Here is a 21781-nt window from a genome sequence, read left to right on the forward strand (position 1 = left end):
AACCACTTCTTAAGCCGTAGGGAAATAATTCTTCCAATTTTGATTGACCCGCTCAACGATATCCTCATTCGGGAGTATCTCCTCAGAATTCCTCTGCTTCATACGCGCATCAATCACAATGGGCAGCTTATAGCCAACATGATGATTGACCACTTCTGACTCCGCGTAAATATCTGTTGCAGGATTGAAATGGGTAAATACCGACCCAAGAAATGACGCCTGTGTTTTCACGGTTTCGGCAGCATTATCCACAAGAATGACCAGCGGCCACGAAGTTCCCCTGTCACGAAGAGCGGCTACCAGACGCTGGGGTAATGTTGGATCTTCCTCATAGGATGCCCCTGAAGCAGCAAGACAACCGCCGCAATAAGGCTGTACATCATGTATGCCTGGAATTACTCCCTCATCATAAGCACGCGGTAGGTCACGAATAGGGCTACCCACTCCGATCATGATCCCCTTACTGCCTGGATTCAGTTTCGTGCCTTTATCATTTACTTCATCATAAGATGTTTGGTTGAAAATCAATAAGTCTCCCGCGGGGTTGAAACGTTCCAGCACAGTCTCCAATAGCTTTGGAAAATCCGACAGCTCTACGGGTTCATTTGTAAGCAGCAAAAATCGTGTGCGGGATAGCTGACCTTCTCCCAAAATTCGGAATGCCGCGGCAAGGGTTTCCTGCGAGTAACTCACATGAACTACAGCCGAGGCCAGTGTTTGCGAGCCGGTCTCCGAATATGTCCATAATGAACGAACAGAAGGCATCACTAGGGGATAAGCTGGAGACAAAAGCCGTTGCAAAAAGTTACCCAGATAATGGTCCTCCTGACGAGGTTTGCTTAGAAGCGATACCGGATAGATAGCATCCTTACGATGCCACATCCGTTGGATATGCATCACAGAATAATCTTCCTCATTTGGCGGAACCAGACCTCGGATAGCAAATTCGGCCTCTGCCGGAATACGGTGCCCTCCCATTGGATCTTTGACTAACGGGAGCCGTCCACCTAACATCATAGAAGCGAAAAGCAGTTCTGGGACCCGTTCCGGTACAGGAGCGATAGCTGTAGCCATCAACGCTGGAGGACCACCAATAAAGAGCGATACCGGAAGTGCTTCTCCACTCAGCTTGGCTTCATGATGGTGGAAACCACCGCCCGTTCTTCGAGTATTCCAGAATAGATTGGCGGTATTATCATCCTGTATTTGGACACGATACATACCCAAACTATGTTCCTTAGATCTATTTATACTTTCCGTATATACAATCGGAAGTTCCACAAAGGGTCCAGCGTCAACCTGCCAGGTGGTAATACGGGGAAGCTCCTTCAAAGAGTCCCTATTACGGCAAATACCCAGTACTGGTGCTTCTCCTTGCGATACATTTTTGGTGCCGACCTTTAGCAAATCGATAAGCATGCTTTTCTCTTTCCATAAACCGCTTAAAGTGGGGGGATGTAAATTTTCACAAGCATTCATTAGAGATTTCATCAATTGTTCTGGACGCGGTCCGAATGCCTTTTCAACCCTTCTAACCGTCCCAAATAAATTCGTGGCTACGGGAAACGGTGTTCCCTTTACTTGGGTAAACAGCAAGGCTGGCCCTTCATTCTGGACGACTCTGCGGTGAATCTCTGCAAGCTCCAAATGAGGGTCCACGGGAGTGTCAATGACGGCAAGATCCTTATCCTTCCGTAATTGTTCTATCCATTGACGTAAATTACCGTATCCCAATATAGTACCTCCCTAGAACCGGCTCTATCCTACTGAATTAATCTCTCCGTTTACTCAGCTGCCATACGCGTACACTCATGTAACTTAGCACACCGAACAACCCGGCAATCAGTAATATATGGGCTAATGCCGCAAATATGTAGAGCCGATCGTTATCTAACGTAAACACAACAGCTGCACCGCTAACAACCTGTAACAGACATAATAATACAGCGGATACCCCCAGATTCTGCAGTTCTCTATTCCCTTTATGTTTCCAGAAGGCCAGATGACCAAGAATAGCTGTAAGAATAAATAGAAGCGCTGCGGCAATCCGATGTACAAATACGATGCCTACGCCACCCGATAACTCGGGAATCCATTCACCGTTACATAGAGGCCATCCCGAGCAGCCCCCACGGGAATCAGTATGACTCACATAGGCCCCAATGTAGACAACTATGTAAGAATATAACGCAGTAATCCACGTTAAGTTGCGGAAGCCCCTGCTAACGGGCTTACCTTCATCTACTGTAGCATCGGTTTTTTCAGCTTCATAACGTCTTTTGGAACCGAGGGCAAGCATTAGTGAGGAAGCAAAAGCAATTAAAGAAAAACCCATGTGCAGCGCCATTACGGCCGCAGATTGCGATTTCACAACCGCAAGCGCTCCCATACCTCCTTGGACGACTACAAATAACAGTGTCATGAACGCATAGGTCAATAGATCACGCCGATTTCTGGCATATCGCCAGAAGGCAATCATGGAAGCAAGAGATAACATGCCTGCCAATCCACTGAATAAACGGTGTGTATATTCGATCAAGGACCCCAAAGTATAAGCCGGAACAAGCTTCCCGTTACAAAGCGGCCATTCATTTCCGCATTCCAATCCTGAACCTGTCTTTGTCACGACTACTCCCCCAACTAATGCCAGGAACATGACAAGACAAGTTGTATAACTAAGCCATTTCAATTGATTTGTTGACAATGATATCACCCGCAGTATCTAAGAAATGAAGGACATGGTAAAGATACTTTCTTATATTTTGAAAAAAACACCGCTTCAGCTCAAAGGGGCAAAAGCGGTGTTATAACATTTACTTGTGAATACTTTGATAAACCTCAAGGGCTCTATCCAGGAAATTCTCAATTTCCTCACGGGACTTCCGAAGTTTACTTACAAAACGGACTAATTCTCTTCCATCACTGTAAGCGACAAAGCTAGGTATACCCAGTATATTCTGTTCCTGACTAACATCACCCACCGCATCCACATCCACTTCAACCAGCGTAAGGCGGCCGTTGTAGTTCTGCTCAAGTTCCGGCACAAATGGATCTATAAATTTACAATCGGAGCACCAGTCAGCTTTGAAAACAGCCACCGTTAATCTAGGCGATTGAATAGATACTTGAAATTCACCGGGAGAATTTATTTTGTCCATGGCTACCCGTCCTTTCTAAAGACACTCTAGTCTTCCCTTAAGTGAAGCAAAATGTGATCAGGAAGTCAAACAAAAACGTAAAAATATGAGACATAAGTCATATTATTCATTCATACGGGCACGTTCAGGCTGCAGTTTCATTAATGGCTTTAACAGCTTTTGCAGGGCTTTCGGATAGCTGGCAACCTCTTCCCTGCTAATTACACCCAATACGATAAGGAGTACAAGATAAATGATGACGACCGTAGCTCCCACAACAAGGCAAGTAAATAGAAACGCAAGACGGGCAGGCATTACTTGAGTCAACATAATTCCTGCCTCATTCAGCACATAGCCAATGCCCCCGGAGGCAATCACCGCCATTGCGAAACCACCCCAGCGTTTGCCCATAATTCTAAAGTCAACTACAGACTTTAACATTCGTATGTTAAGCATCGTAATGACTATAAAGCAAAGTGCAGTTGCTCCAATAATTCCATAGATACCGAACACCTTGCTTAGGAAAAAGCTTGCCACAAGCTTCACGATAATCCCGGCCAGTACATAATACATGGAGATACGCGACTTCCCCATCCCCAAAAGAATGGAGTTGGTGGTCATCATTGTAATCTGAAAAATCGTTCCCAGGGTAAGCATGGCTACAATTCCGCTTCCATCCAAGCTTTTGAATAGCAAACCGTTAACTGAATAGGCGGCAACTACAAGCGAAAGGACAATGGGCGTTCCTGTTAAAATAGAGATGCGTAGCGCTAGTGTTACTTGGCGCTTAAGATGATCATGATCACGACGAGCGAAGGCTGCCGAAATAATAGGGATAAGAGATGCACTTAGAGCTATAGCAAGTATAGGTGGAATACCCGCCACACTTTGAGCCCGGCTCGTCAAATATCCTAACGTTGTTGTAGCCGCATCCCGACCCACTTGATCGATAAGAAGCGGAATAGCAATAGAGTTATCAATTAAATTTACAGCGGGAACCGTCAGAGATGAAAGTACTATTGGAATAGATAACTTAAAAATGTCCTTATAAATCCCCAGCATGGGCAGCTTTGGCACCGGAGCATAATTCAGTGCCGCTATTTTATCATCACGTCGCAACTTCAAGGAGTAATACAGCATAATAGCAAAAGCAGCTATACTGCCAAGAACACTACCGAATGAAGCTCCAGCCGCCATTGTAGTATTGTTAGAGCCATTCTTCATCAATAAATAAGCAAGAAGTATTGCCGTAACCACTCGTGCGACTTGCTCTGTGATCTGTGAAACTCCGTTTGCCATCATATAATTTCTACCCTGGAAATACCCTCGCATAATTGCGGTAGCAGGGAATAAAAGAAGAGCTGGGGCTATTGCGCGAATCGCCAGGGCAGCTTCAGGGAGCTTCATAACATTGGTTGCAAAGTAAGGTGCTCCTATGTACAGCAGTATAGTAATAACTATACCTGCAGCTCCGGCGAACAGAAGAGCAGCCCTGTATACTTGCTGTGCTTCTTCCTCTCGATGGAGGGCATAACGCTCTGAAACCATTTTACTGAGTGTACTCGGTATACCAGCAGTCGCTACTGCAAGCAACATCAGATAAATATTATTGGCCGCACCGAAGGAAGCATTGCCTACACTATCGAATATATGCTCCAACGGTACACGCTGGGCGAGCCCTAGGACACGTGCTATTAAAGCGGCGGCAGCCAGAATAAGCGTACCTTTGACAAAAGATTCTTTCTTGGACAAACGGTTTCGCCTCATTTTCTAAGATAAATTACCGGCCAATCCAGATAAAGAAGAGGATGACCATCGCGATTTGCAGAATAATTTTAACGAACGTACTACTGAGTAGACCAAGCAGTGAGCCTAAACTTACTTTAGCTGCCTTCCTCGGTGCGGAGCCTGCTAGTAACTCCCCGATAAACGCTCCCGCAAAAGGCCCGATAATAAGCCCGATTGGAAAGAAAAATGCACCGGTGATAATTCCAAGCGTTGAGCCAATGACTGAGTAACGTGAGCCACCGAATTTTTTGACACCCCACGCCCCGACCACATAATCCGCTACAAAAAGAGCAACGACGATTAAGGTCTGAACAATCCAGAACCCGGTACCAAAAGGCTCAAAGGAAAAGAACCAGCCGTAGACGAAAAAGGCCAGATAAATCGCCAGTGCCCCCGGCAAGATGGGATATACGGCACCGGCCATTCCGATAACAAATAAAGCGATAATGAGAATCCAACCCAGGATAGTCAAATACGCTCACTCCTATTGTTTTTTTATCTAACCGTTACACTGTCCCCGGATATCTTTGCATCAGATAAAATATACTTTTGTATCACTTCTGCAATTCCATCCTCATTGTTCGAAGCTACCACAACATCCGCTTCCTGCTTAACTGTCTTTTGGGCATTACCCATGGCTACTCCAAGACCCGCTTTTTGAATAACGGCAAGATCATTAAGACTATCCCCGACGGCAACAACCTGAGACATATTGATTCCGAGTAATTTGCAAACGGACTTAATACCTGACGCCTTATTCACACCTAAAGGGTTAATCTCCAAATTATAGGGAGAGGAATTGGTAACCTCAAGTCCCCCCATATCCTGAAGCCGCATTAACACCTTGTGGCGAATATCGTTATCCTCCGTGCTGTAACCGAATTTAAGCCATTCTCGGTTCTTTACGTCTCCGTCCCAATTGTCCTGCTTGTGCACCTCATTCAAGGAATACGCCCAGAACCAGATGCCGTATTCTATTGCCATTTCATGCATTTTCGTTACGAGCTGCGGGTCCATCAGGGAACGCCGGTACAATTGATTCGGTGCTCTCCATACTTCACTCCCGTTTACAGTTACCATCGGTGTCAGCAAGCCTAACTGTTCCGCATAAGGAAGTGCACTACGAAATGCACGTCCAGTAGACAAACAAACATATACACCTGCGTTTTTTGCCTTTTGAATCCATTTTGCCGTCTCGGGTGTAATTAACTGTTCATCATTAAGCAGGGTTCCATCCATATCCAATGCAAGCAGGCGGTATTTGGCAGTCATATGCCACCCCTCCATTCTTGTATGCTCTCCTATTGAGTAGCTGTTTTATTTGTAGTATCATCCGTTGTTGAAGTTGCAGATTGGAGGCTTTTCTTCGGCACTCCGTCAAGTCCATATTCCCAATCATAGGCATCAAATATCTTACGCGCTACAGGCGCGGCACTGCTTGAACCGAAACCACCCTCAGGAATTATTACCGCTACAGCTAGCTTCGGATTGTTGCGCGGAGCGTAGGCAATAAAGACCCCGTTATCGCGTACCTTACCCTTAGCAACTTGCTGAGAGGTTCCCGTCTTCCGGGCAAAATCATAAGGGAAGTCATTAAACGAACTCACCTCACTGTTCATGCCACGCTTGATCTCATCCCAATACGCTTGATCAAACTCCACTTTGTTTAATACCTCACGTGAAAACTTTTTAACCACATTCCCCGAAGGGTCGGTAATCTTACTTATTAACTGAGGTTTAATCCGTTCACCCTCATTGGCCAAGGTTGAGGCATACTGTGCAAGCTGCAGCGCAGTATAACCGCCCTGTTGACCAAATGAAGCATAGACAAGAGCCGCTTGAGTACTACCGTTGGATTCTTTGTCGTAATAGTTCACTTTACCCTTCTGCTCACCAGGAAGACCGCTTTCTGTCAATACTCCAAGGCCAAATTGTTTCATGTAATTATCCCAGACATCCAACCCTTTATCCTGATATTTTAAATAGAGGTTTTTACCCACCTTATCAACCATAAATACATTGGACGACTTCTCAATCGCTTTGGATGGATCCATGCTCCCATAGACGTGGCTTGAGGCATTTCTGACACTAGTTTCATGTCCCGCTTTACCGAAATAAGCAATCCCTTTGTCTTGATACACATAAGATGTACTAAAGAAACCCTCATTCAGGCCGATTAGAACACTTAAAGGCTTAATGGTCGAGCCTAGAAACACAGTGGAATCCAAATTATTACCAGATCTTCCTGAAGAAATGGAGTTAATGGTTCCGTTTTGATAATTGTTAATGATTTTAGACCAAACTTCCGGATCTAATCTTTCCGTTGTAAACACATTGGTATCATAATCCGGCATGCTGGCCATAGCGATTATTTTTCCGGTATCTACTTCCATGGCAACAGCATAACCCGTTAGCGCATCTGGATGTAGCTTTCCTAATACAGGATTTTTATGAAGCCAGTTAATTTGGTCGGTTATAGCCTGCTCTGTTTTCAACTGAACATTCTTGTTAATCGACGTCCATATATCGTTGCCTTTTGTTGGAGGAACAACCTTCTCAATCTTTTCGGCCATATTTTGAGCATTAATAGATATTTCCTGATACCCATTTTGCCCACGGAGTTCCCGTTGATACTGTAATTCAAGGCCGTCAAACCCAACAAACTCGTCATCTTTGTACGTGAGTCCCGGATCTGGGGTATTCTTAGTTGCATTTATAATATTCTGATATATAGCAAGACTGTTGGAGTACTTATAAAGCTTAATATACCCAACCGTTTGTACGGCTACAGTATCCTTGTCATAATGGCGGACGCTCTCCTCCACCACTTCAAGGCCGGGGTAGTCGTTCTTATGTTCCATAAAAAAGGCTACTTCTTTCTGGGACAAATCAATCTTAATCCGGCGGGGGGTATAACCCTGGAATTTCTTGAAGTACAAATCCATCGCCTCAATGACTTCCTCTTTAGTCATCTTCACTTCATCAGCCGCTCCATATGTGTTGAAAGCAGCTGTCAAATTAGCAGCCAATGCATCAGACTTAGCCTGAGCTTCGGGTTTAAGCACGGTCTTTCCTGTTTCCTTATTTAACTCTTTAGCCGTATAATCCTTGGTTAGAGTAATATATAATGACTGAACTGGCGTAGAATAAGCGAGCTTCTCGCCCCCATCCGCAAAGATAACTCCACGCATGGCAGCTAAAGGTACATTCTTGACTTCCCGATTCGTCTCGACCTCACTTAATGTAGGACCTTCCACAAATTGCAGCACAGCTAAACGAACAATAATGACGCAGAAAATAACAAACGTGCTGAAAAAGAAGATATTAATCCGCAGTCCCATGGAGCTTTTACTGTTGGACTCGTCCGAGGGCGAGCCTTGTTTACCGAAGAGGCTCACATCTTTCTCTCCTTTATAGATAATATGGTTTGAAGCCTGACCTATTGTAACACGGACGACTCAAGCATGCTTGGGTCACAGCACACTCTCCCTGAGATGAGTATCACTGAAATCTGTAGAATTAAACCAATCGCCGCTTTGCGCCCAAGTGGAATCCAGCGGGATCCACGCTTTCCGTTCATCTATATATACTTCGTTCCACGCATGAGGGCCGTATCCTCCGACTCCGTCATAGCCTTGACCGGTCACAACCCGTACCTGCAGGTTCTGTGAGCGGGCCATTACCGCATAGAGACGGGCGTAATCAATACACACTCCAAGCCGGGTATCGAAGGTATCTTTCGGATTTTGTTCATGCCAAACGCGGTTTTTCTCGTAATTTTCCGCTTTCGCGTAATCATAGGAGATTCGAGTTCCTACCCAATCATATAACAACCGTGCCTTCTCTTCCTGACTGTTGCTTTTGCCGACAATTTTAACAGCAGCGCCCTTAATATCAGACGGAATTTCACGGTCAATCACTTCATATTTACGCCGAAGAATGTCATCCATCTCTGCTGCCACAATCTGGGTCAAGATAGGAAGCTTCGCTTGAACCGTCTTACCCGCGATCGGTTCAATTACAGCCGCCGCACTTTCCCTGTATACAGGAGAAGACTCGATGTAGCGACTGAACCCACTGTCAGGATTCAGACCTACTGCAACGAATAGTACAATTATAATAACCAGGCAGCGCGAGACCCCAATTAGAGCTCCGATCACCCCTCCGCCTAAACGGCTTAAGGAAGTGACCTTTCGGTCGCCCATTCTCAGAGGCCGTCGTCTCTGCAATGGCAATAAAGGAGATAGAAGCCCAAGGATGAAGCGGATAATGCTATAACTAACCATAAGGATCACTATAAAACGTACCAACGTAGATTCTGACAACACAGAGGTGCCTGTATAGTAAATCTGCTGCCAAGCATTTAATTCTAGATCTGGAATCTTAATTTCCGCCGCCCATTGTTGAATACGAGGCGAGAGATAAAGAGTTCCCAGGACGGCTAAAAATATGGAAACAATCGTTATTAGACCTGAACCTAGTAGTCCAAGTAATTTGCCGATCGAAATAAAGAAGCCCCTGCTCAAACCCTGCACTACAGAAAAGGCAACGATGAGCAAAAGGGCGACTGAGATCATATTTGCCTCACTCAGACGTTCTAACCACACGTTCAGCATGAAGTCCCTCCTGTCGCTGCGCTGCCGCTCTTGTGTCTACTGCTCATTATTTACCTGCAGCTCCCTGCTGTTTGCTTGCTTCCTCAATAAAGGTCTTCATAGTGTCCGTAACACTCCATTTACCCAGACTTACGCCCCTGAAGGTAACATCCACCTTATCTTGACCCGCTGTTCCTTTGACTTCTATATTCGGACTTGTAATCGTAAAGGTCCCGTCGTCATTCACTGTGTATACGGCATCCTTTGCTTCCTTAAGCATAACTTCCTGTGCTTCGCTCTTAAGGGTGCTTACTGTCCCTTCCTTGACCTTATCTACTGCATTTCCCAACTGATCCATCGTAACGCCGCTATAGATGAAAAGACCTACCACGATAATAATTACAATTGCCCATTTCAATACAGTCTTGACCAGATTTACTACTGCAAACAATAATACAAGCGCAATAACGATAACCAACCAATTTTCTCTAATAAACTGTGACCACACCTGCGTATCCATCAACTTTACAACACTCCTGTCACCTGTTTTCCACTAAGGTCAATCTTATGCCGCTTGAATTACACGGTTATTAATTATTATACATGAATGCCCATCATAATTCATGGTTCCCGAATAGTCAGTATTCTGGTGGATTGTTCCACAATGTACCCACACTCCATTCAATAGGCGGATAAAAAAACGGTATAAGCCCACCATGTCCCACGTAAAGTACAAGTAGCAGTCCTATTCTCTCAAAAATGTTTATTAAGTTTGCCCGGGTTATCCAGGCCAAGAGGTAGGCTAAGGAGGAGGTACTATCCTATGAAAACAGCGCTATGGCTCTATTTATTTCTTTTCTTGGCGTTCTTTGATTTACATGCCCAATATCCTATTCTGACGCCGTTCGCCTTATCACTTGGGGCTGGTCCCGCCTTTATAGGCTGGATGATGGGTATGTACTCACTGACACATCTTCCCGGTAATCTGCTGGCCGGTGTGCTTATTGATCGAAAAGGGAGCCGGCGCTATATTGTGTTCAGCTTGGTGACCGCAGGCTTTATACTTCTGCTGCAGGCACATGCCCAGCTTCCTTGGCATCTGCTCCTGCTGCGTGCTGCAAGTGGTTTTGCACTGGCCTTTCTATCTCCTGCTTGTATGACACTTCTAGCCTCGCTGTCAACGGATGCTGCAGTACAAGGTAAATACATGTCCGGCCATGGAATAGTCCACACCTTAGCTTCTGTCGTCTCCCCGGCAGCTGGTGCTGTTATCGTAGCCAAGGCGGGGTTCGCCGGAACCTTCAGTACTCTAGGCTGGCTGCTGATTGCAACAGGAATCATGGCCTTTTTTAGCGTACCAAAGCCCTCACAATTGGAGTCTGTAACCCCGGCCTCCATTTCCTTGAAGCAGGCCTCTATTCCGGAAGAAGAACAATCAGCTAAGAAACCTGTTCCGGGTATCGTGACGCTTTTCTCCAGACGTTATTTTCTATTACCCTTTTTCGTATCCTGCTCCCAAGGCGTATTATTCTTTGAATTACCGCTTTCCCAAAGCGGCGGGGGCAGCGCGGGTATTCTCTCCACAGGAATCCTGCTGTCACTCCTCAGCCTAGGCGCGTTGTTGACACTTAGCATGTTTTTTCTAAACCGCCTTGCTCCCGCCAAAAGAATTGCAGCGGCTCTGCTTGCTATGGCCTTCTGTTTCTTCTCCCTTGCAGCCTTCCGCACCATACCGGTAGGTGTTATTCTTTTCGCTCTAGGTGCGGCCAAGGGAGTTCTGTTCCCCGCTATGGCCTCACTGTTCATTAGTCTAGGCGGTCCGGGGCGGCTCGGCAGAACCTTTTCACTGCAGTCGATTGCGATGTCATTAGGTGCTTTTGCCGGACCGGTAACAGCAGGAGCCTTAAGAAATGAAATATCACCTTATTTCATTGCCTTTCTACTGCTGATGACAGCCTTGATTCTTCTCCCACCCGGCAGCGCGCAGAGGTCATCCCGCATTCAGAAATGGAAGGGAAGAGCCGCTTAGACCTCCTTAGCCTATTTTTCCCACCACAAAATTCACTAGGCTGAAATACAAGAGTTACTTGGGTTTTTACATACTATACCTTGTAGTAACAACCTCAACTCTGAAAGCGTGGTGAGACTAATGAGTGATCCTTGTTGCCATAAGCCTATACCTACTCCTTATCCCGCAGTTTTAATGACTTCTACAACTGCTATTCTGGTACTGTACATCCTGTTGGTGATTATCCTTCGCGCCGGCGTGTTCTAAATCTCCTTCCCTGCTTCAGACCATTTGCGGCTGTCCCCTAAGTAGATTTCTACAAACGGAGACAGACTTGCCATTTTCTCAAAACGCTAAAAAGTGAGCAAAGCAGCGATTCTTCCATTAATGGAGAATCGCTGCTTTACGTTTTTGATCCACTGCGGTTTGCTACAGGAAATTATGAGTAAGCGAAAGCCAGCCGATCTCAATCTTCTGAATGGCTTTTTAGAGGCTGGTCTTGACGCTGGTCCAATAGCCTCGTGAGACACCGGAATGGGCTGGATTCCTGCACTTTGTACAACAATTCAGCTCGTGAGCCCCCGGAATGGCTAGGAATCCTGCACTTTATACAGCAATTCAGCTCGCGAAGCCCCGGAATGGGCTGGAATCCTGCACTTTATACAACAATTTAGCTCGTGAGCCCCCTGAATGACTGGATTCCTGCACTTTATACAGCAATTCAGCTCGCGAAGCCCCGGAATGGGCTGGATTCCTGCACTTTATACAACAATTTAGCTCGTGAGACACCGGAATGGCACGGATTCCTGCACTTTATACAGCAATTCAGCTCGTAAGCCCCCGGAGTGGCAGGATTCCTGCACTTTATACAACAATTCAGCTCGTGAGCCCCCGGAGTGGCAGGAATCCTGCACTTTAGCATAAGAAATTTATGGAAATGAGACAGCGGTCGCCCAAAGGTTTTCCAAAGGAAAACCAGCCTCGAAAGCATAGGCTGTCTCCGTATTTTCACCAGTAAGGATAATAAAAAATCTGGAAAGCACAGCGAATGGGACAACGGTCTGTTTGCGAAGCCTTCTCACCAGCGCCACAGGCTGTCTCAACACAAAAAGTGTTCCAAACAGCTATTTCAGAAATTTTGAACTGTCCCCTTTTCTTTTACGACATTTCCCGGGGAATGTTGTAAAAAGAAGAACCTCCGGTTGTTAAATTTATCGAACCTTAGGTAAAATAAAGACAAGCCTGTTATATACCACTCAACCGGGGAGGCAGAGAGCATGTCCATTTATATTATCGTAGAAGGCAAGAATGACCGCAGCCGGTTAAGACGCCTACTAATGGAGGATGTCGAAATTCTTTGTACCTTTGGATCCCTGAACACACTTAAGCTTGAAACACTGCGCCAAAAAGTAGGAGACGAAGAAGTATACCTGTACATGGACAATGATAGCTCAGGCAAAAAAATCCGCGGTATTCTGCGTGATGTTTTCCCAGATGCCGGACATATTTATACACGGAAAGGGTATGCAGGTGTTGAGCACACCCCTGATGAATACAACATTACTCAGTTAGAAAAGGCAGGGTTAGAGGAATATATTGTGTATCCAGAACCGCTTCCTTTATTTTGAGTATGAATATAAAAAATGCCTTTTCCGATCTACTCCCTCATTTAGAGGAACTATCGAAGAAGGCATTTTGTATGGTTACTTTTCTTTGGCTAGCTGTGTGACGACATCCGCCAGATACTCAGGGGTAATATTCTCGGTATCGCCAGCATTGTACAGCGCACGCAAGTTGTTCTTACGGTCTACTAATCCAATTAGGTTAGCGTGGGCAAAATTATCCTTTTTATTCCCAGCGATTAGGACCTTGAAGGAGTCAGCGGCCAGCTTGCGGATTTGCTCTTGTTCTCCGCGCAGGAAATACCATCCATCGTAATTGGCATGAAATCGGTCAGCGAATGTCTTGATCGCCTCCGGCGTATCATTCTCAGGATCGAATGAAATAGAGATAAAAGCTACGTCCTTACCAAACTCACCGCTTTTCATAAGCAGGTCTTGTGTCTGCGATAGAGTAAAGGTCGTAATAGGACACACATCGGGGCACTGTGTAAAAAAGAAGTATACCAGGCGAGCTTTTCCCTCGGTGTCGGCAAGGGTCACCGTTTGACCATCTACATTTTGGAGCGAGAAGTTTTGCACTTGTCCGATCATCGGAAGCTTCTCTTTACCAAAGTCCAGAGAGTTAGCAGCCAGATAACCGGCCATAGCCAGTGCCAGAAGAAGCATCAGCCATGTCCACTTATATTTTTTAATGAGAAGCAAGTGCATCTCTCCCTTACCCATGAGTCGTATTCAGAACAAGTACAATCAGACTTACCATCAAATAATTAATGGAGAAGAAGAAGCACATCTTAGCCCATGCATCATCATCCTTGGCTCTAAAGCCCTTTAAGGTCAGGTATAGCCAGACAATGGACAGACCCGTAGAGATAACTAGGTAAAAGACACCCGCATAATCGTAAACGTACATTACTATCGAAACGGGTATAAGTAATGCGACGTATGGAATCATTTGAATCTTGGTTCGGAAAGTTCCTTTCACAACCGGTAAAAGCGGGAATCCAGCAGCACGATATTCCTCTTTGCGGCGAATACCCAATGCCCAAAAATGAGGAGGCTGCCATAGAAACAGGATGGCGAATAGCAGCCAAGCACCCAAATCCACTGTCCCCGTTACGGCTACGTAACCGATTACAGGAGGCATTGCACCGGAAATTGCGCCTACGGATGTGCTCCATGTAGAAGTTCTCTTTAACCAAAGTGTATAAACCACTACGTATACAAACATCCCCAGAATACCGAACAATCCGGCTAAAATACCGGAAAAAGCAAACAATACCAGCAGTCCGGATATTCCAAGACCGATCGCATAGATTAATACGGTCATCGGCTTCAATCGCCCGGTGGGTAACCCTCTTTCCCGAGTCCGCTCCATCTTCATATCGAGATCTCGATCAAAATAGTTGTTAAATACGCAGGCAGATGCCATAACGAGCATAGTGCCGAGCAAAGTCAGTATGAGTCTTCCGTACTGAACGTCCCATGCAGATGCGAGCCAATATCCCGCAAAGGCCGCGATCAGATTCGACCGGATAATTCCGGGTTTGGTCACAGTAATAAAATCACGCCAGGTTGACCCCTCTTGGGGTGACTTGGCAGACATTGCTGCGGAATCGGAAGAAGCTTGATATCTCCATTGATTGTCCACGCTTGTGTTCCTCCTTCAAAACATCTTCTTACGGTTCCGCGAATGAAAAAGTCTCTTGCTGTTAACTTTATCATAACAAACCCCTAAAGACTTTGACAATCATTGACCATGATGTTCATTAATTCGACAATTCCGTGACAACATTTATTTCAAAAGCAAATAACATGGCTCTAAATTGGGTAGTTAATTAATAGAGACCATATGTATAAAGGAGAACTGTCCTATGGATACCGCTACACATGTAGTTATGGGCCTTGGCCTAGCCGGGCTTTCCTTCGTCGATCCTGTGGTTAGCTCGAATCCTGCACTCTCCGGGGCAGTTATGCTTGCGACCGTGCTTGGTTCCCAAGCCCCCGATGCGGATACCGCACTACGCTTGAAAGACAACGCCTTGTACATCCGTAATCACCGGGGAATCACACATTCCTTACCTTTTTTACTGATTTGGCCGGCATTTTTAACGCTGGTGATTTCACCTTTCTTCGGGATAACTAGCCTTCAATCTATCGGACATCTTGCCCTTTGGAGCTTCATTGCTGTGGCCATACATGTTTTCTCAGATCTTTTTAATGTATATGGCACTCAGGCAGCACGTCCCTTTACGGAAAAATGGATCGCCTGGAATATTATCCACATCTTCGACCCCTTTATATTTGGGAGTCATTCGGCGGCAATTGTGCTCTGGATTAGTGGTATGGTTCCACCCGCTCCGTTATTTATTACGCTGTATGTTTGTATCACCATTTATTATTTATGGAGAACCACTGTTCATTACCGACTCACGAACAATATAAAGAACAAGGATGTACGGCATGATTCCAGTGACCGCTACATTGTAATCCCAACAATTACACCTAGACGTTGGAATATCGTTAAAGCGAAGATAGACGGGAGCTATGATGTAGGACAATTAATCAATGGCCATCTCAAATGGCTCAAGCATGCGATCAGTTCCACCCACCCGGCGGTTGAACATTCTAAGGCTCATCCCGATATACAAGCTTTTTTGTACTTTACCTCCTACGCCGTAGCAGAAGTAGAAGAACTTCCCTCTGGTTATATTGTACGCTGGGGTGACGTTCGTTATTTGCATCGCAAGCAATTCCCATTCGTTGCTGTTCTCGTCATGGATAACCAATATCACCCCTTGAATACTTATGTAGGCTGGCTTAGCAGTGACAAGCTGGATGAAAGATTTGCCTTAGACTCCGGGACATGATGCTTTACATCAGCATATATTAATTGACTATTGACTCCTTTACCTAGTTGAGGCACAATCACCATAAAGCGTAAAGAAACCCGTCAGAGATTAGCTCTGCGGGTTTCTTTATGAAATAAGACAGAAGAGCTGACGCATCAGACAGCCTCTAATGTAAAAGAAAGGAATATGGTCTTCATGGGCAAAGGTCTTTCTCTTTGGTTTGCGTGTTCTTCTATCCTTATCCTCACCGCTGCCTCTATTGCTATCAGTTATAACGTGTGGATAGCACTTTTGCTTGGAGTTGCCTGTGTGCTTAATATCGGGTGGGGCTTTATCATTAAAGCACGCCGAAGACGAGGTTAAGATTCAATCATTTACGCTTAGCGGAAAGGAAGGAAACCCATCCGTTCTTTTACACCTGCTAAAGTCTCAGCCGCGAGGAACCGAGCTTTTTCCGCACCTTCGGCTAAGATATCGGTAATCGTACCTGAACTGCGGATTTCATGATACTTCTGCTGTAGAGGTTCAAGGGTAGCAACCACTACTCCAGCTAGATCTTTTTTGAATCCACCATACCTTTGACCTTCATACTGATCAGCTACCTGCTGCAGTGTCATCCCTGCAAATTCAGCGTAGATAGACATTAGATTACTGATCTCCGGTTTATTCACCGTATCATATTTAATTTCACTGCCGGAGTCCGTGGTAGCGCGGCTGAATTTTTTGCTGATAACATCCGGCGGATCCAACAACGCGATGTAGCTTCCAGCATTCGGGCTGCTCTTGCTCATTTTCTTGGTTCCGTCGTCCAATGACATAATACGGGCGCCCACCTCTGGAATAAACGGTTCGGGAATAGTGAAAAATTCTCCAAAGCGGTGATTAAAGCGTCCTGCCAAATCACGGGTTAATTCCAGATGTTGCTTCTGATCTTCTCCTACTGGAACAAGGTCAGCGTTATATAAAAGAACATCGGCTGCCATGAGCGAAGGGTAGACAAACAATCCCGCCCCAACCGATTCTTTACCGGAAGATTTGTCTTTGAACTGAGTCATCCGCTCCAATTCACCCATGTTAGTGAGTGTTGTCATCAACCATCCCAGTTCTGCATGCTGTGGTACATGAGACTGCATGAACACGTTCGCTTTGGCTGGGTCGATACCTGCGGCAATATATAGTGCAGCTACCGACTCGGATTGCTCACGAAGCGCTGTAGGCTCCTGTGGAACCGTAATCGCGTGCAGATCTACCACCATGAAATAACATTCGTTCTCATGCTGTAATTTTACATAATTCTTGATAGCTCCAATGTAATTCCCGATCGTGAGCGATCCGCTGGGTTGAATTCCCGATAATACCTTTTTAGCCATAATATACGCCTCCGTCTTCTAATTTAATTCTGATTTTGACTTCCGTGAACGCAAAAAAGGCCACATCCGAAAGGGACGTGTGCCGTGGTGCCACCCTTATTCGCTGAAATCCCATATTGTACAGGGGAACAGCCTTATAGCTTCCTTTAACGGGGAAGAGCCGGCCGGTCTACTAGGGTCTAGAATCCCGTTCAAGCGCGGCACTCAGGGGTCCATTCATCAAGAGGTTTCCACCGGTTCGCATCATCCACCGGCTTTCTGAAGGTCCCTCTCCTGCCTACTTATCCCCGTCATCACATTACCATGATTTATTGTTGCATACATCATAGAACTTAAAAAGGAACTTTGTCAATTCCTTAACTGCTGGAACATAAATCTGTTATGATAAGGTTACCATGTTCAATTCCGATAACAGTTACGATAAAGGAGCAAATCTCATGAAACAGGTGACCAAAGGGCATTGGGGCGGTTATGATACTTATATTTTGCACAGCCGCGAACTCGAACTCACGATATTGCCACGGCTTGGAAATAGTGTAATCTCCCTGTGGGATCGCAAAGAGAACCGGCATATTCTTCGAGGTCCTGATGAAAGTGATCAAGCCTTTTTTATGCAAAAACCTTACCACTTCGGTATTCCACTATTGGTTCCCCCAGGACGTATACGCAAGGGACATTTTCAATTCGAAGGTGTGAATTATCAATTTGATCAAAATACTGCCGGTGATAACCACATCCATGGTCTGCATAGAACACAATCCTGGTGTGTTAGCGACATAGAGGAAGACGAGGAAGGCTGCGCGGTGACTACAGAGTTTCGCACAGAGGATGATCCTCAGTGGATGAGACAATTTCCGGTTCCACTTCAGTTTGAAATGACATTCCGGCTTCAGGATGACAAGCTGAAACAGAGTCTAAAGGTTACAAATCTGGGGGATCACCGTATACCTTTCGGAATGGGTTATCACACCTGGTTCATGATTGACGGTCAACCCGAGCGTTGGAATCTTAAGCTTCCTGTAGAAAGTATATACGAGTTAACTGATGAACTACTTCCGAGTGGCAATGTGACTGAATTAGGGTCTTTAGATATACTGAACGAGGGAATGAATCTGCGAGGGACTGATTTGGATACCGCGCTGCGCATTGGAGCCAAAAGACCTGCCGAAGCTTTGCTGCTGCGTGATGACGGTTATGGGCTTCGTTATACTGCTGATGAGAATTGGTTTCGGCACTGGGTAGTATACACAAAGGGATCTGCTGATCAGTTCCTATGTGTAGAGCCTTATACTTGGCTGCCAGATGCACCGAACGTTTCAGACGATCCCGAATTTACAGGTTTGCTTGTATTAGAGCCGGGTCAGACCTTGGAGTTATCAACATTCCTTGAAATGATTTATCCTGTAACTCACTAAGATTTACCAGCCTTACAACCTACCTGATAAATGCATGAATTGTAGTCTCCGCGCTCATACTATCTTCACAACGGGCGAAGGAGGTGACAAACATGGGTCAAGCAGGTCAAAACCAAGGTGGTCGTCGCAGTAGCCGTAACAACCTGATCGTTCCGCAAGCTAATCAAGCATTGCAACAACTGAAATACGAAGCAGCTCAAGAGCTTGGAGTTACCATCCCTCAAGATGGGTATTATGGAAACTATACTTCCCGCGAAACCGGTTCTTTGGGAGGATATATCACCAAACGTCTCGTACAACTGGCAGAGCAACAATTGTCTGGTCGTTCGAATTCGTAACAATATTTCTTTATCCGGTTAAAAACCTCTTCGGGTTTTGATCCGAGTAGCTTTTAAGCCTTCTACGCCTCTTAATTGAAGCGTAGAGGGCTTTTGCATGTAAGAAGCTATTCTGTGTATGTATTGTTCTTAGCCGTAAAGTTGGTCAGAGCCCGTATCTGCTTGCGCTCCCCGAGGATAGCGGATCATCAGGTTAGCCATATTATAGTTAGACTCCAAAGTAGCATCCACGACAACCATCCCTTGCATGATCGCAAATTCATAGCTAATTTCGCCATGTGTCCATCGTTTCTTATACCTTAAGCTTTCCAGAGCCATATTGCGGAAGGAAGATTGCTGAACCACTGACATCCCCTCACACTCCACACTGAAAGCTCCGCTGCGTCCAGTAAGCGGGTTATGTCGAATTCCAAATTTACCGATTACATTGTTTCGTATTTGCACAAATACCGTTCCAGAGGATAAACCTGACAACTCCTCCTGCAGTTCTTTAAACACTAAATCTAGTTGACGTGCCAATGATAATTGTTCACTCTTAAGCATATATTTCCCCCTTAGCGTACTGATCTTATATATATATAAGACTTAAGGCTGATTATAGGGTACTTACATATGTCATTCAACATTATTCAACAAAATTGGGTGAATATTCCTACAAATGCGCATTATTCACTATTTTTTGTTATATATTCCTCTGAAAAATGAGCATTTTCGACAATATGGATATAAAAAAAGACCTCCTTTTCAGGAAGTCTTTCGTATTAACACTCCATTTTGATTAAATACAATATATTACTCAAGCTAAATCCTTGGTCATTTCTAAGAATTCAACAATATCTGCGGTTATTAAATCAGCCGCGCCCTGCCAGAAATCAGGTTGTGTAAGGTCAGCTCCCAAATGCTTAGCTACCAAGGCCTCCAGTGTCATAACACCCGTATCCCGCAGGAGATCATCATATTTGTCCGCAAAGGTTGCTCCCTCTTGCAGAGCCAGGCGATATAGACCTGTGCTGAACATGTACCCAACAGTATAGGGGAAATTGTAGAAAGGAACCTCCGTTGCGTAGAAATGCAGCTTGGAAGCCCAGAAATGAGGATGATACTCGGAAAGAACACCACAATAAGCTTCCTTCTGAGCCTCCTCCATTAGAGCACACAGTTCTTCCGCATGAACTAAACCTTCCTTGCGCTTTTCGTAAAAACGGGTTTCGAACAAGAAGCGGGCATGAATGTTCATAAAAAAGGATACGCTGTTCTGAATTTTGTTCTCCAATAGGACCAGCTTCTCTTCTGCACTGCCTGCGGACTTAACTTGAGCATCGGCTACAATGACTTCCGCAAAGGTTGAAGCAGTCTCCGCTACATTCATGGCGTAATTTTGGTTAAAGACCGGTTGATCATCCAGCAGATAAGAATGATAAGCGTGCCCCAGCTCATGAGCTAGTGTAGACACACTTGTTGGTGTACCGCTATAGGTCATAAAAATCCGTGATTCCTTACGTTCAGGGAAAGAAACGCAGAAGCCGCCGGGACGTTTGCCGGGGCGATCCTCTACTTCAATCCAGTTGCTATTAAAAGCATGTTCTGCAAAGTCAGCCATCTTCGGACTAAATTTGCGGAATTGGGTAACAATATCGGCAGCCGCATGATCATAAGAAATTTTTCCGGATGATTTGCCAATCGGGGCCTCGACATCAGCCCAGCCAAGGGACTCCATGCCAAGCAGCTTCGCCTTGCGCTCAAGATAGGACACAAGTGCAGGTTTAGTGTTACCTATTACTTCCCACATCACATTCAGCGTTTCATGGGTCATACGATTAATGTTTAGCGGATCTTTCAGAACATCTTCCCATCCTCGGCCTTTATACAGTTTCAAGCGAAAACCGCCTAAGTGGTTCAATGTATCTGCACAGAAATCCGCAACTCCGCCCCAAGCCTCTTCCCATTTACGGAACATAACTTCTCGGACCTTCGGGTCGGGGTCATCCAATTTGTTAAAAGCCTGCCCTGCTGATAGAACCTTATCCTCAAAAGGAATCGCAATTGAACCCACTATCGTCTCATAATGCTCGCTCCAGCCATGATATCCGTCTACTGCAAGCTCCAGTGCCATACTTTCCAGCTCGGGGCTCATTTTCTCACGGGCTAGATCACGGCTTTCAGTGAGCACGAATGTTAGAGGTGCGATTTCCGGACGGGCCATCCATTGCGTCCATACTTCGTCACTTGTCTGACGCAGCACGTTGTCAAACTCCGATCGAATGCCCTGCAACCTGGCACTAAGTCCCGCCACTTTGCCTGACAGACTCACTGCAGCTTTGTCCTGTTGGTTCTGAGCACTTAAACAGATAGAGAACTCAGCCGCAACGACGATACGACCTGAACAGCTTTGCAGCAACTCAATGATCCCATCTAAAGGTTTGGTAGTTTCTTCATCCGTAGGAACCGCTACCACCAGAACTTCTTTATGCAGCTTTTCGATATCACTCACTAACTCATTCAGAAAAAGTTCGAATTCAGGTGATGCTGAGCCGCCTGCAAAAAGAGAATCAAGCTCCCAGGTTAGCGATAAAGGGTGTTTCATGTATACTCACCATTCCTTTTGTCTTATTAGTTTGCTTTGTAATTGACATAAACCCATGGTAAAGTGGATAACGAA

General features: G+C 45.4%; 19 protein-coding genes. 5 read left to right on the forward strand and 14 right to left on the reverse strand.

All coding sequences use genetic code 11. The features are described from left to right. Positions 1–9: 9 nt before the first annotated feature. The 9 genes from PWYN_RS01095 to PWYN_RS01135 all read right to left on the reverse strand — a co-directional run bounded on the left by PWYN_RS01095 (position 10) and on the right by PWYN_RS01135 (position 10040). Positions 10–1734: a UbiD family decarboxylase gene (locus PWYN_RS01095; protein ID WP_036647512.1), complete on the reverse strand. Its 1725-nt coding sequence runs from the start codon at positions 1732–1734 to the stop codon at positions 10–12. A 37-nt stretch (positions 1735–1771) separates the two neighbouring features. Next, on the reverse strand, positions 1772–2704 hold the full coding sequence (locus tag PWYN_RS01100; RefSeq protein ID WP_036647514.1) for a COX15/CtaA family protein: 933 nt from the start codon (positions 2702–2704) through the stop codon (positions 1772–1774). Positions 2705–2813: 109 nt separating this feature from the next. Then, a complete protein-coding gene (locus PWYN_RS01105; RefSeq protein ID WP_036647517.1) occupies positions 2814–3158 on the reverse strand; it encodes a thioredoxin family protein in 345 nt (114 codons plus the stop codon). Between the two features lie 102 nt (positions 3159–3260). Beyond that, positions 3261–4889 (reverse strand): putative polysaccharide biosynthesis protein, encoded by a 1629-nt coding sequence (locus PWYN_RS01110; RefSeq protein ID WP_036647519.1) that lies wholly within the window; start codon positions 4887–4889, stop codon positions 3261–3263. A gap of 28 nt (positions 4890–4917) precedes the next feature. After that, complete coding sequence (locus PWYN_RS01115; RefSeq protein ID WP_036647522.1) at positions 4918–5397, reverse strand: DUF456 domain-containing protein; 480 nt, start codon at positions 5395–5397, stop codon at positions 4918–4920. 23 nt (positions 5398–5420) lie between these two features. After that, positions 5421–6197, reverse strand: coding sequence for a Cof-type HAD-IIB family hydrolase (locus tag PWYN_RS01120; protein WP_036647523.1), 777 nt, complete (start codon positions 6195–6197; stop codon positions 5421–5423). Between the two features lie 29 nt (positions 6198–6226). Then, positions 6227–8266, reverse strand: a complete 2040-nt coding sequence (locus tag PWYN_RS01125; RefSeq protein WP_052087709.1) for a peptidoglycan D,D-transpeptidase FtsI family protein — start codon at positions 8264–8266, stop codon at positions 6227–6229. 132 nt (positions 8267–8398) lie between these two features. Next, positions 8399–9541 carry a transglutaminase domain-containing protein gene (locus PWYN_RS01130; RefSeq protein WP_036647529.1) on the reverse strand — a complete coding sequence of 381 codons (1143 nt, stop codon included), beginning with the start codon at positions 9539–9541 and terminating at the stop codon, positions 8399–8401. A 46-nt stretch (positions 9542–9587) separates the two neighbouring features. After that, a complete protein-coding gene (locus tag PWYN_RS01135) occupies positions 9588–10040 on the reverse strand; it encodes a hypothetical protein (protein ID WP_036647531.1) in 453 nt (150 codons plus the stop codon). Between the two features lie 303 nt (positions 10041–10343). Here PWYN_RS01135 and PWYN_RS01140 point away from each other — a divergent pair, with 303 nt between their 5' ends. Both PWYN_RS01140 and PWYN_RS01145 read left to right on the forward strand, forming a co-directional pair. After that, positions 10344–11549: an MFS transporter gene (locus tag PWYN_RS01140; protein ID WP_036647533.1), complete on the forward strand. Its 1206-nt coding sequence runs from the start codon at positions 10344–10346 to the stop codon at positions 11547–11549. Positions 11550–12805: 1256 nt separating this feature from the next. Continuing rightward, positions 12806–13156: a toprim domain-containing protein gene (locus tag PWYN_RS01145; RefSeq protein WP_036647535.1), complete on the forward strand. Its 351-nt coding sequence runs from the start codon at positions 12806–12808 to the stop codon at positions 13154–13156. 75 nt (positions 13157–13231) lie between these two features. Here PWYN_RS01145 and PWYN_RS01150 read toward each other — a convergent pair whose 3' ends face one another. Both PWYN_RS01150 and cyoE read right to left on the reverse strand, forming a co-directional pair. Next, positions 13232–13858, reverse strand: coding sequence for an SCO family protein (locus PWYN_RS01150; RefSeq protein ID WP_036648191.1), 627 nt, complete (start codon positions 13856–13858; stop codon positions 13232–13234). Positions 13859–13865: 7 nt separating this feature from the next. After that, positions 13866–14798: a heme o synthase gene (cyoE, locus tag PWYN_RS01155; RefSeq protein WP_036647537.1), complete on the reverse strand. Its 933-nt coding sequence runs from the start codon at positions 14796–14798 to the stop codon at positions 13866–13868. Between the two features lie 223 nt (positions 14799–15021). Here cyoE and PWYN_RS01160 point away from each other — a divergent pair, with 223 nt between their 5' ends. After that, positions 15022–16017, forward strand: coding sequence for a metal-dependent hydrolase (locus PWYN_RS01160; protein ID WP_036647539.1), 996 nt, complete (start codon positions 15022–15024; stop codon positions 16015–16017). A gap of 362 nt (positions 16018–16379) precedes the next feature. On the opposite strand, the gene trpS is transcribed toward PWYN_RS01160, so the two are convergent. Further along, a complete protein-coding gene (trpS, locus tag PWYN_RS01165; RefSeq protein ID WP_036647540.1) occupies positions 16380–17369 on the reverse strand; it encodes a tryptophan--tRNA ligase in 990 nt (329 codons plus the stop codon). A gap of 437 nt (positions 17370–17806) precedes the next feature. On the opposite strand from trpS, the gene PWYN_RS01170 reads away from it, so the two are divergent. Both PWYN_RS01170 and PWYN_RS01175 read left to right on the forward strand, forming a co-directional pair. Beyond that, entirely contained in the window at positions 17807–18784 is a 978-nt protein-coding gene (locus tag PWYN_RS01170) for an aldose 1-epimerase (protein ID WP_036647542.1), read from the forward strand. Positions 18785–18876: 92 nt separating this feature from the next. Further along, the gene (locus PWYN_RS01175) at positions 18877–19122 is read left to right on the forward strand and encodes an alpha/beta-type small acid-soluble spore protein (protein ID WP_036647545.1); all 246 of its coding nucleotides are present in this window, start codon (positions 18877–18879) and stop codon (positions 19120–19122) included. 129 nt (positions 19123–19251) lie between these two features. Here PWYN_RS01175 and PWYN_RS01180 read toward each other — a convergent pair whose 3' ends face one another. Both PWYN_RS01180 and PWYN_RS01185 read right to left on the reverse strand, forming a co-directional pair. After that, positions 19252–19665, reverse strand: a complete 414-nt coding sequence (locus PWYN_RS01180) for a hypothetical protein (protein WP_036647547.1) — start codon at positions 19663–19665, stop codon at positions 19252–19254. Positions 19666–19918: 253 nt separating this feature from the next. Beyond that, positions 19919–21706, reverse strand: a complete 1788-nt coding sequence (locus PWYN_RS01185) for a M3 family oligoendopeptidase (RefSeq protein ID WP_036647550.1) — start codon at positions 21704–21706, stop codon at positions 19919–19921. Positions 21707–21781 lie beyond the last annotated feature (75 nt).

The sequence above is a fragment of the Paenibacillus wynnii genome, from assembly GCF_000757885.1.
Classification (GTDB): Bacteria; Bacillota; Bacilli; order Paenibacillales; family Paenibacillaceae; genus Paenibacillus_AQ; species Paenibacillus_AQ wynnii.

What these genes read in the sequence shown, in the direction of transcription:
- PWYN_RS01105 (WP_036647517.1), bottom strand. Translation starts at nt 3,158, where the DNA reads ATGGACAAAATAAATTCTCCCGGTGAATTTCAAGTATCTATTCAATCG.
- PWYN_RS01120 (WP_036647523.1), bottom strand. Translation starts at nt 6,197, where the DNA reads ATGACTGCCAAATACCGCCTGCTTGCATTGGATATGGATGGAACCCTG.
- PWYN_RS01125 (WP_052087709.1), bottom strand. Translation starts at nt 8,266, where the DNA reads ATGGGACTGCGGATTAATATCTTCTTTTTCAGCACGTTTGTTATTTTC.
- PWYN_RS01130 (WP_036647529.1), bottom strand. Translation starts at nt 9,541, where the DNA reads ATGCTGAACGTGTGGTTAGAACGTCTGAGTGAGGCAAATATGATCTCA.
- PWYN_RS01135 (WP_036647531.1), bottom strand. Translation starts at nt 10,040, where the DNA reads ATGGATACGCAGGTGTGGTCACAGTTTATTAGAGAAAATTGGTTGGTT.
- PWYN_RS01140 (WP_036647533.1), top strand. Translation starts at nt 10,344, where the DNA reads ATGAAAACAGCGCTATGGCTCTATTTATTTCTTTTCTTGGCGTTCTTT.
- PWYN_RS01145 (WP_036647535.1), top strand. Translation starts at nt 12,806, where the DNA reads ATGTCCATTTATATTATCGTAGAAGGCAAGAATGACCGCAGCCGGTTA.
- PWYN_RS01150 (WP_036648191.1), bottom strand. Translation starts at nt 13,858, where the DNA reads ATGCACTTGCTTCTCATTAAAAAATATAAGTGGACATGGCTGATGCTT.
- PWYN_RS01160 (WP_036647539.1), top strand. Translation starts at nt 15,022, where the DNA reads ATGGATACCGCTACACATGTAGTTATGGGCCTTGGCCTAGCCGGGCTT.
- trpS (WP_036647540.1), bottom strand. Translation starts at nt 17,369, where the DNA reads ATGGCTAAAAAGGTATTATCGGGAATTCAACCCAGCGGATCGCTCACG.
- PWYN_RS01170 (WP_036647542.1), top strand. Translation starts at nt 17,807, where the DNA reads ATGAAACAGGTGACCAAAGGGCATTGGGGCGGTTATGATACTTATATT.
- PWYN_RS01175 (WP_036647545.1), top strand. Translation starts at nt 18,877, where the DNA reads ATGGGTCAAGCAGGTCAAAACCAAGGTGGTCGTCGCAGTAGCCGTAAC.
- PWYN_RS01180 (WP_036647547.1), bottom strand. Translation starts at nt 19,665, where the DNA reads ATGCTTAAGAGTGAACAATTATCATTGGCACGTCAACTAGATTTAGTG.
- PWYN_RS01185 (WP_036647550.1), bottom strand. Translation starts at nt 21,706, where the DNA reads ATGAAACACCCTTTATCGCTAACCTGGGAGCTTGATTCTCTTTTTGCA.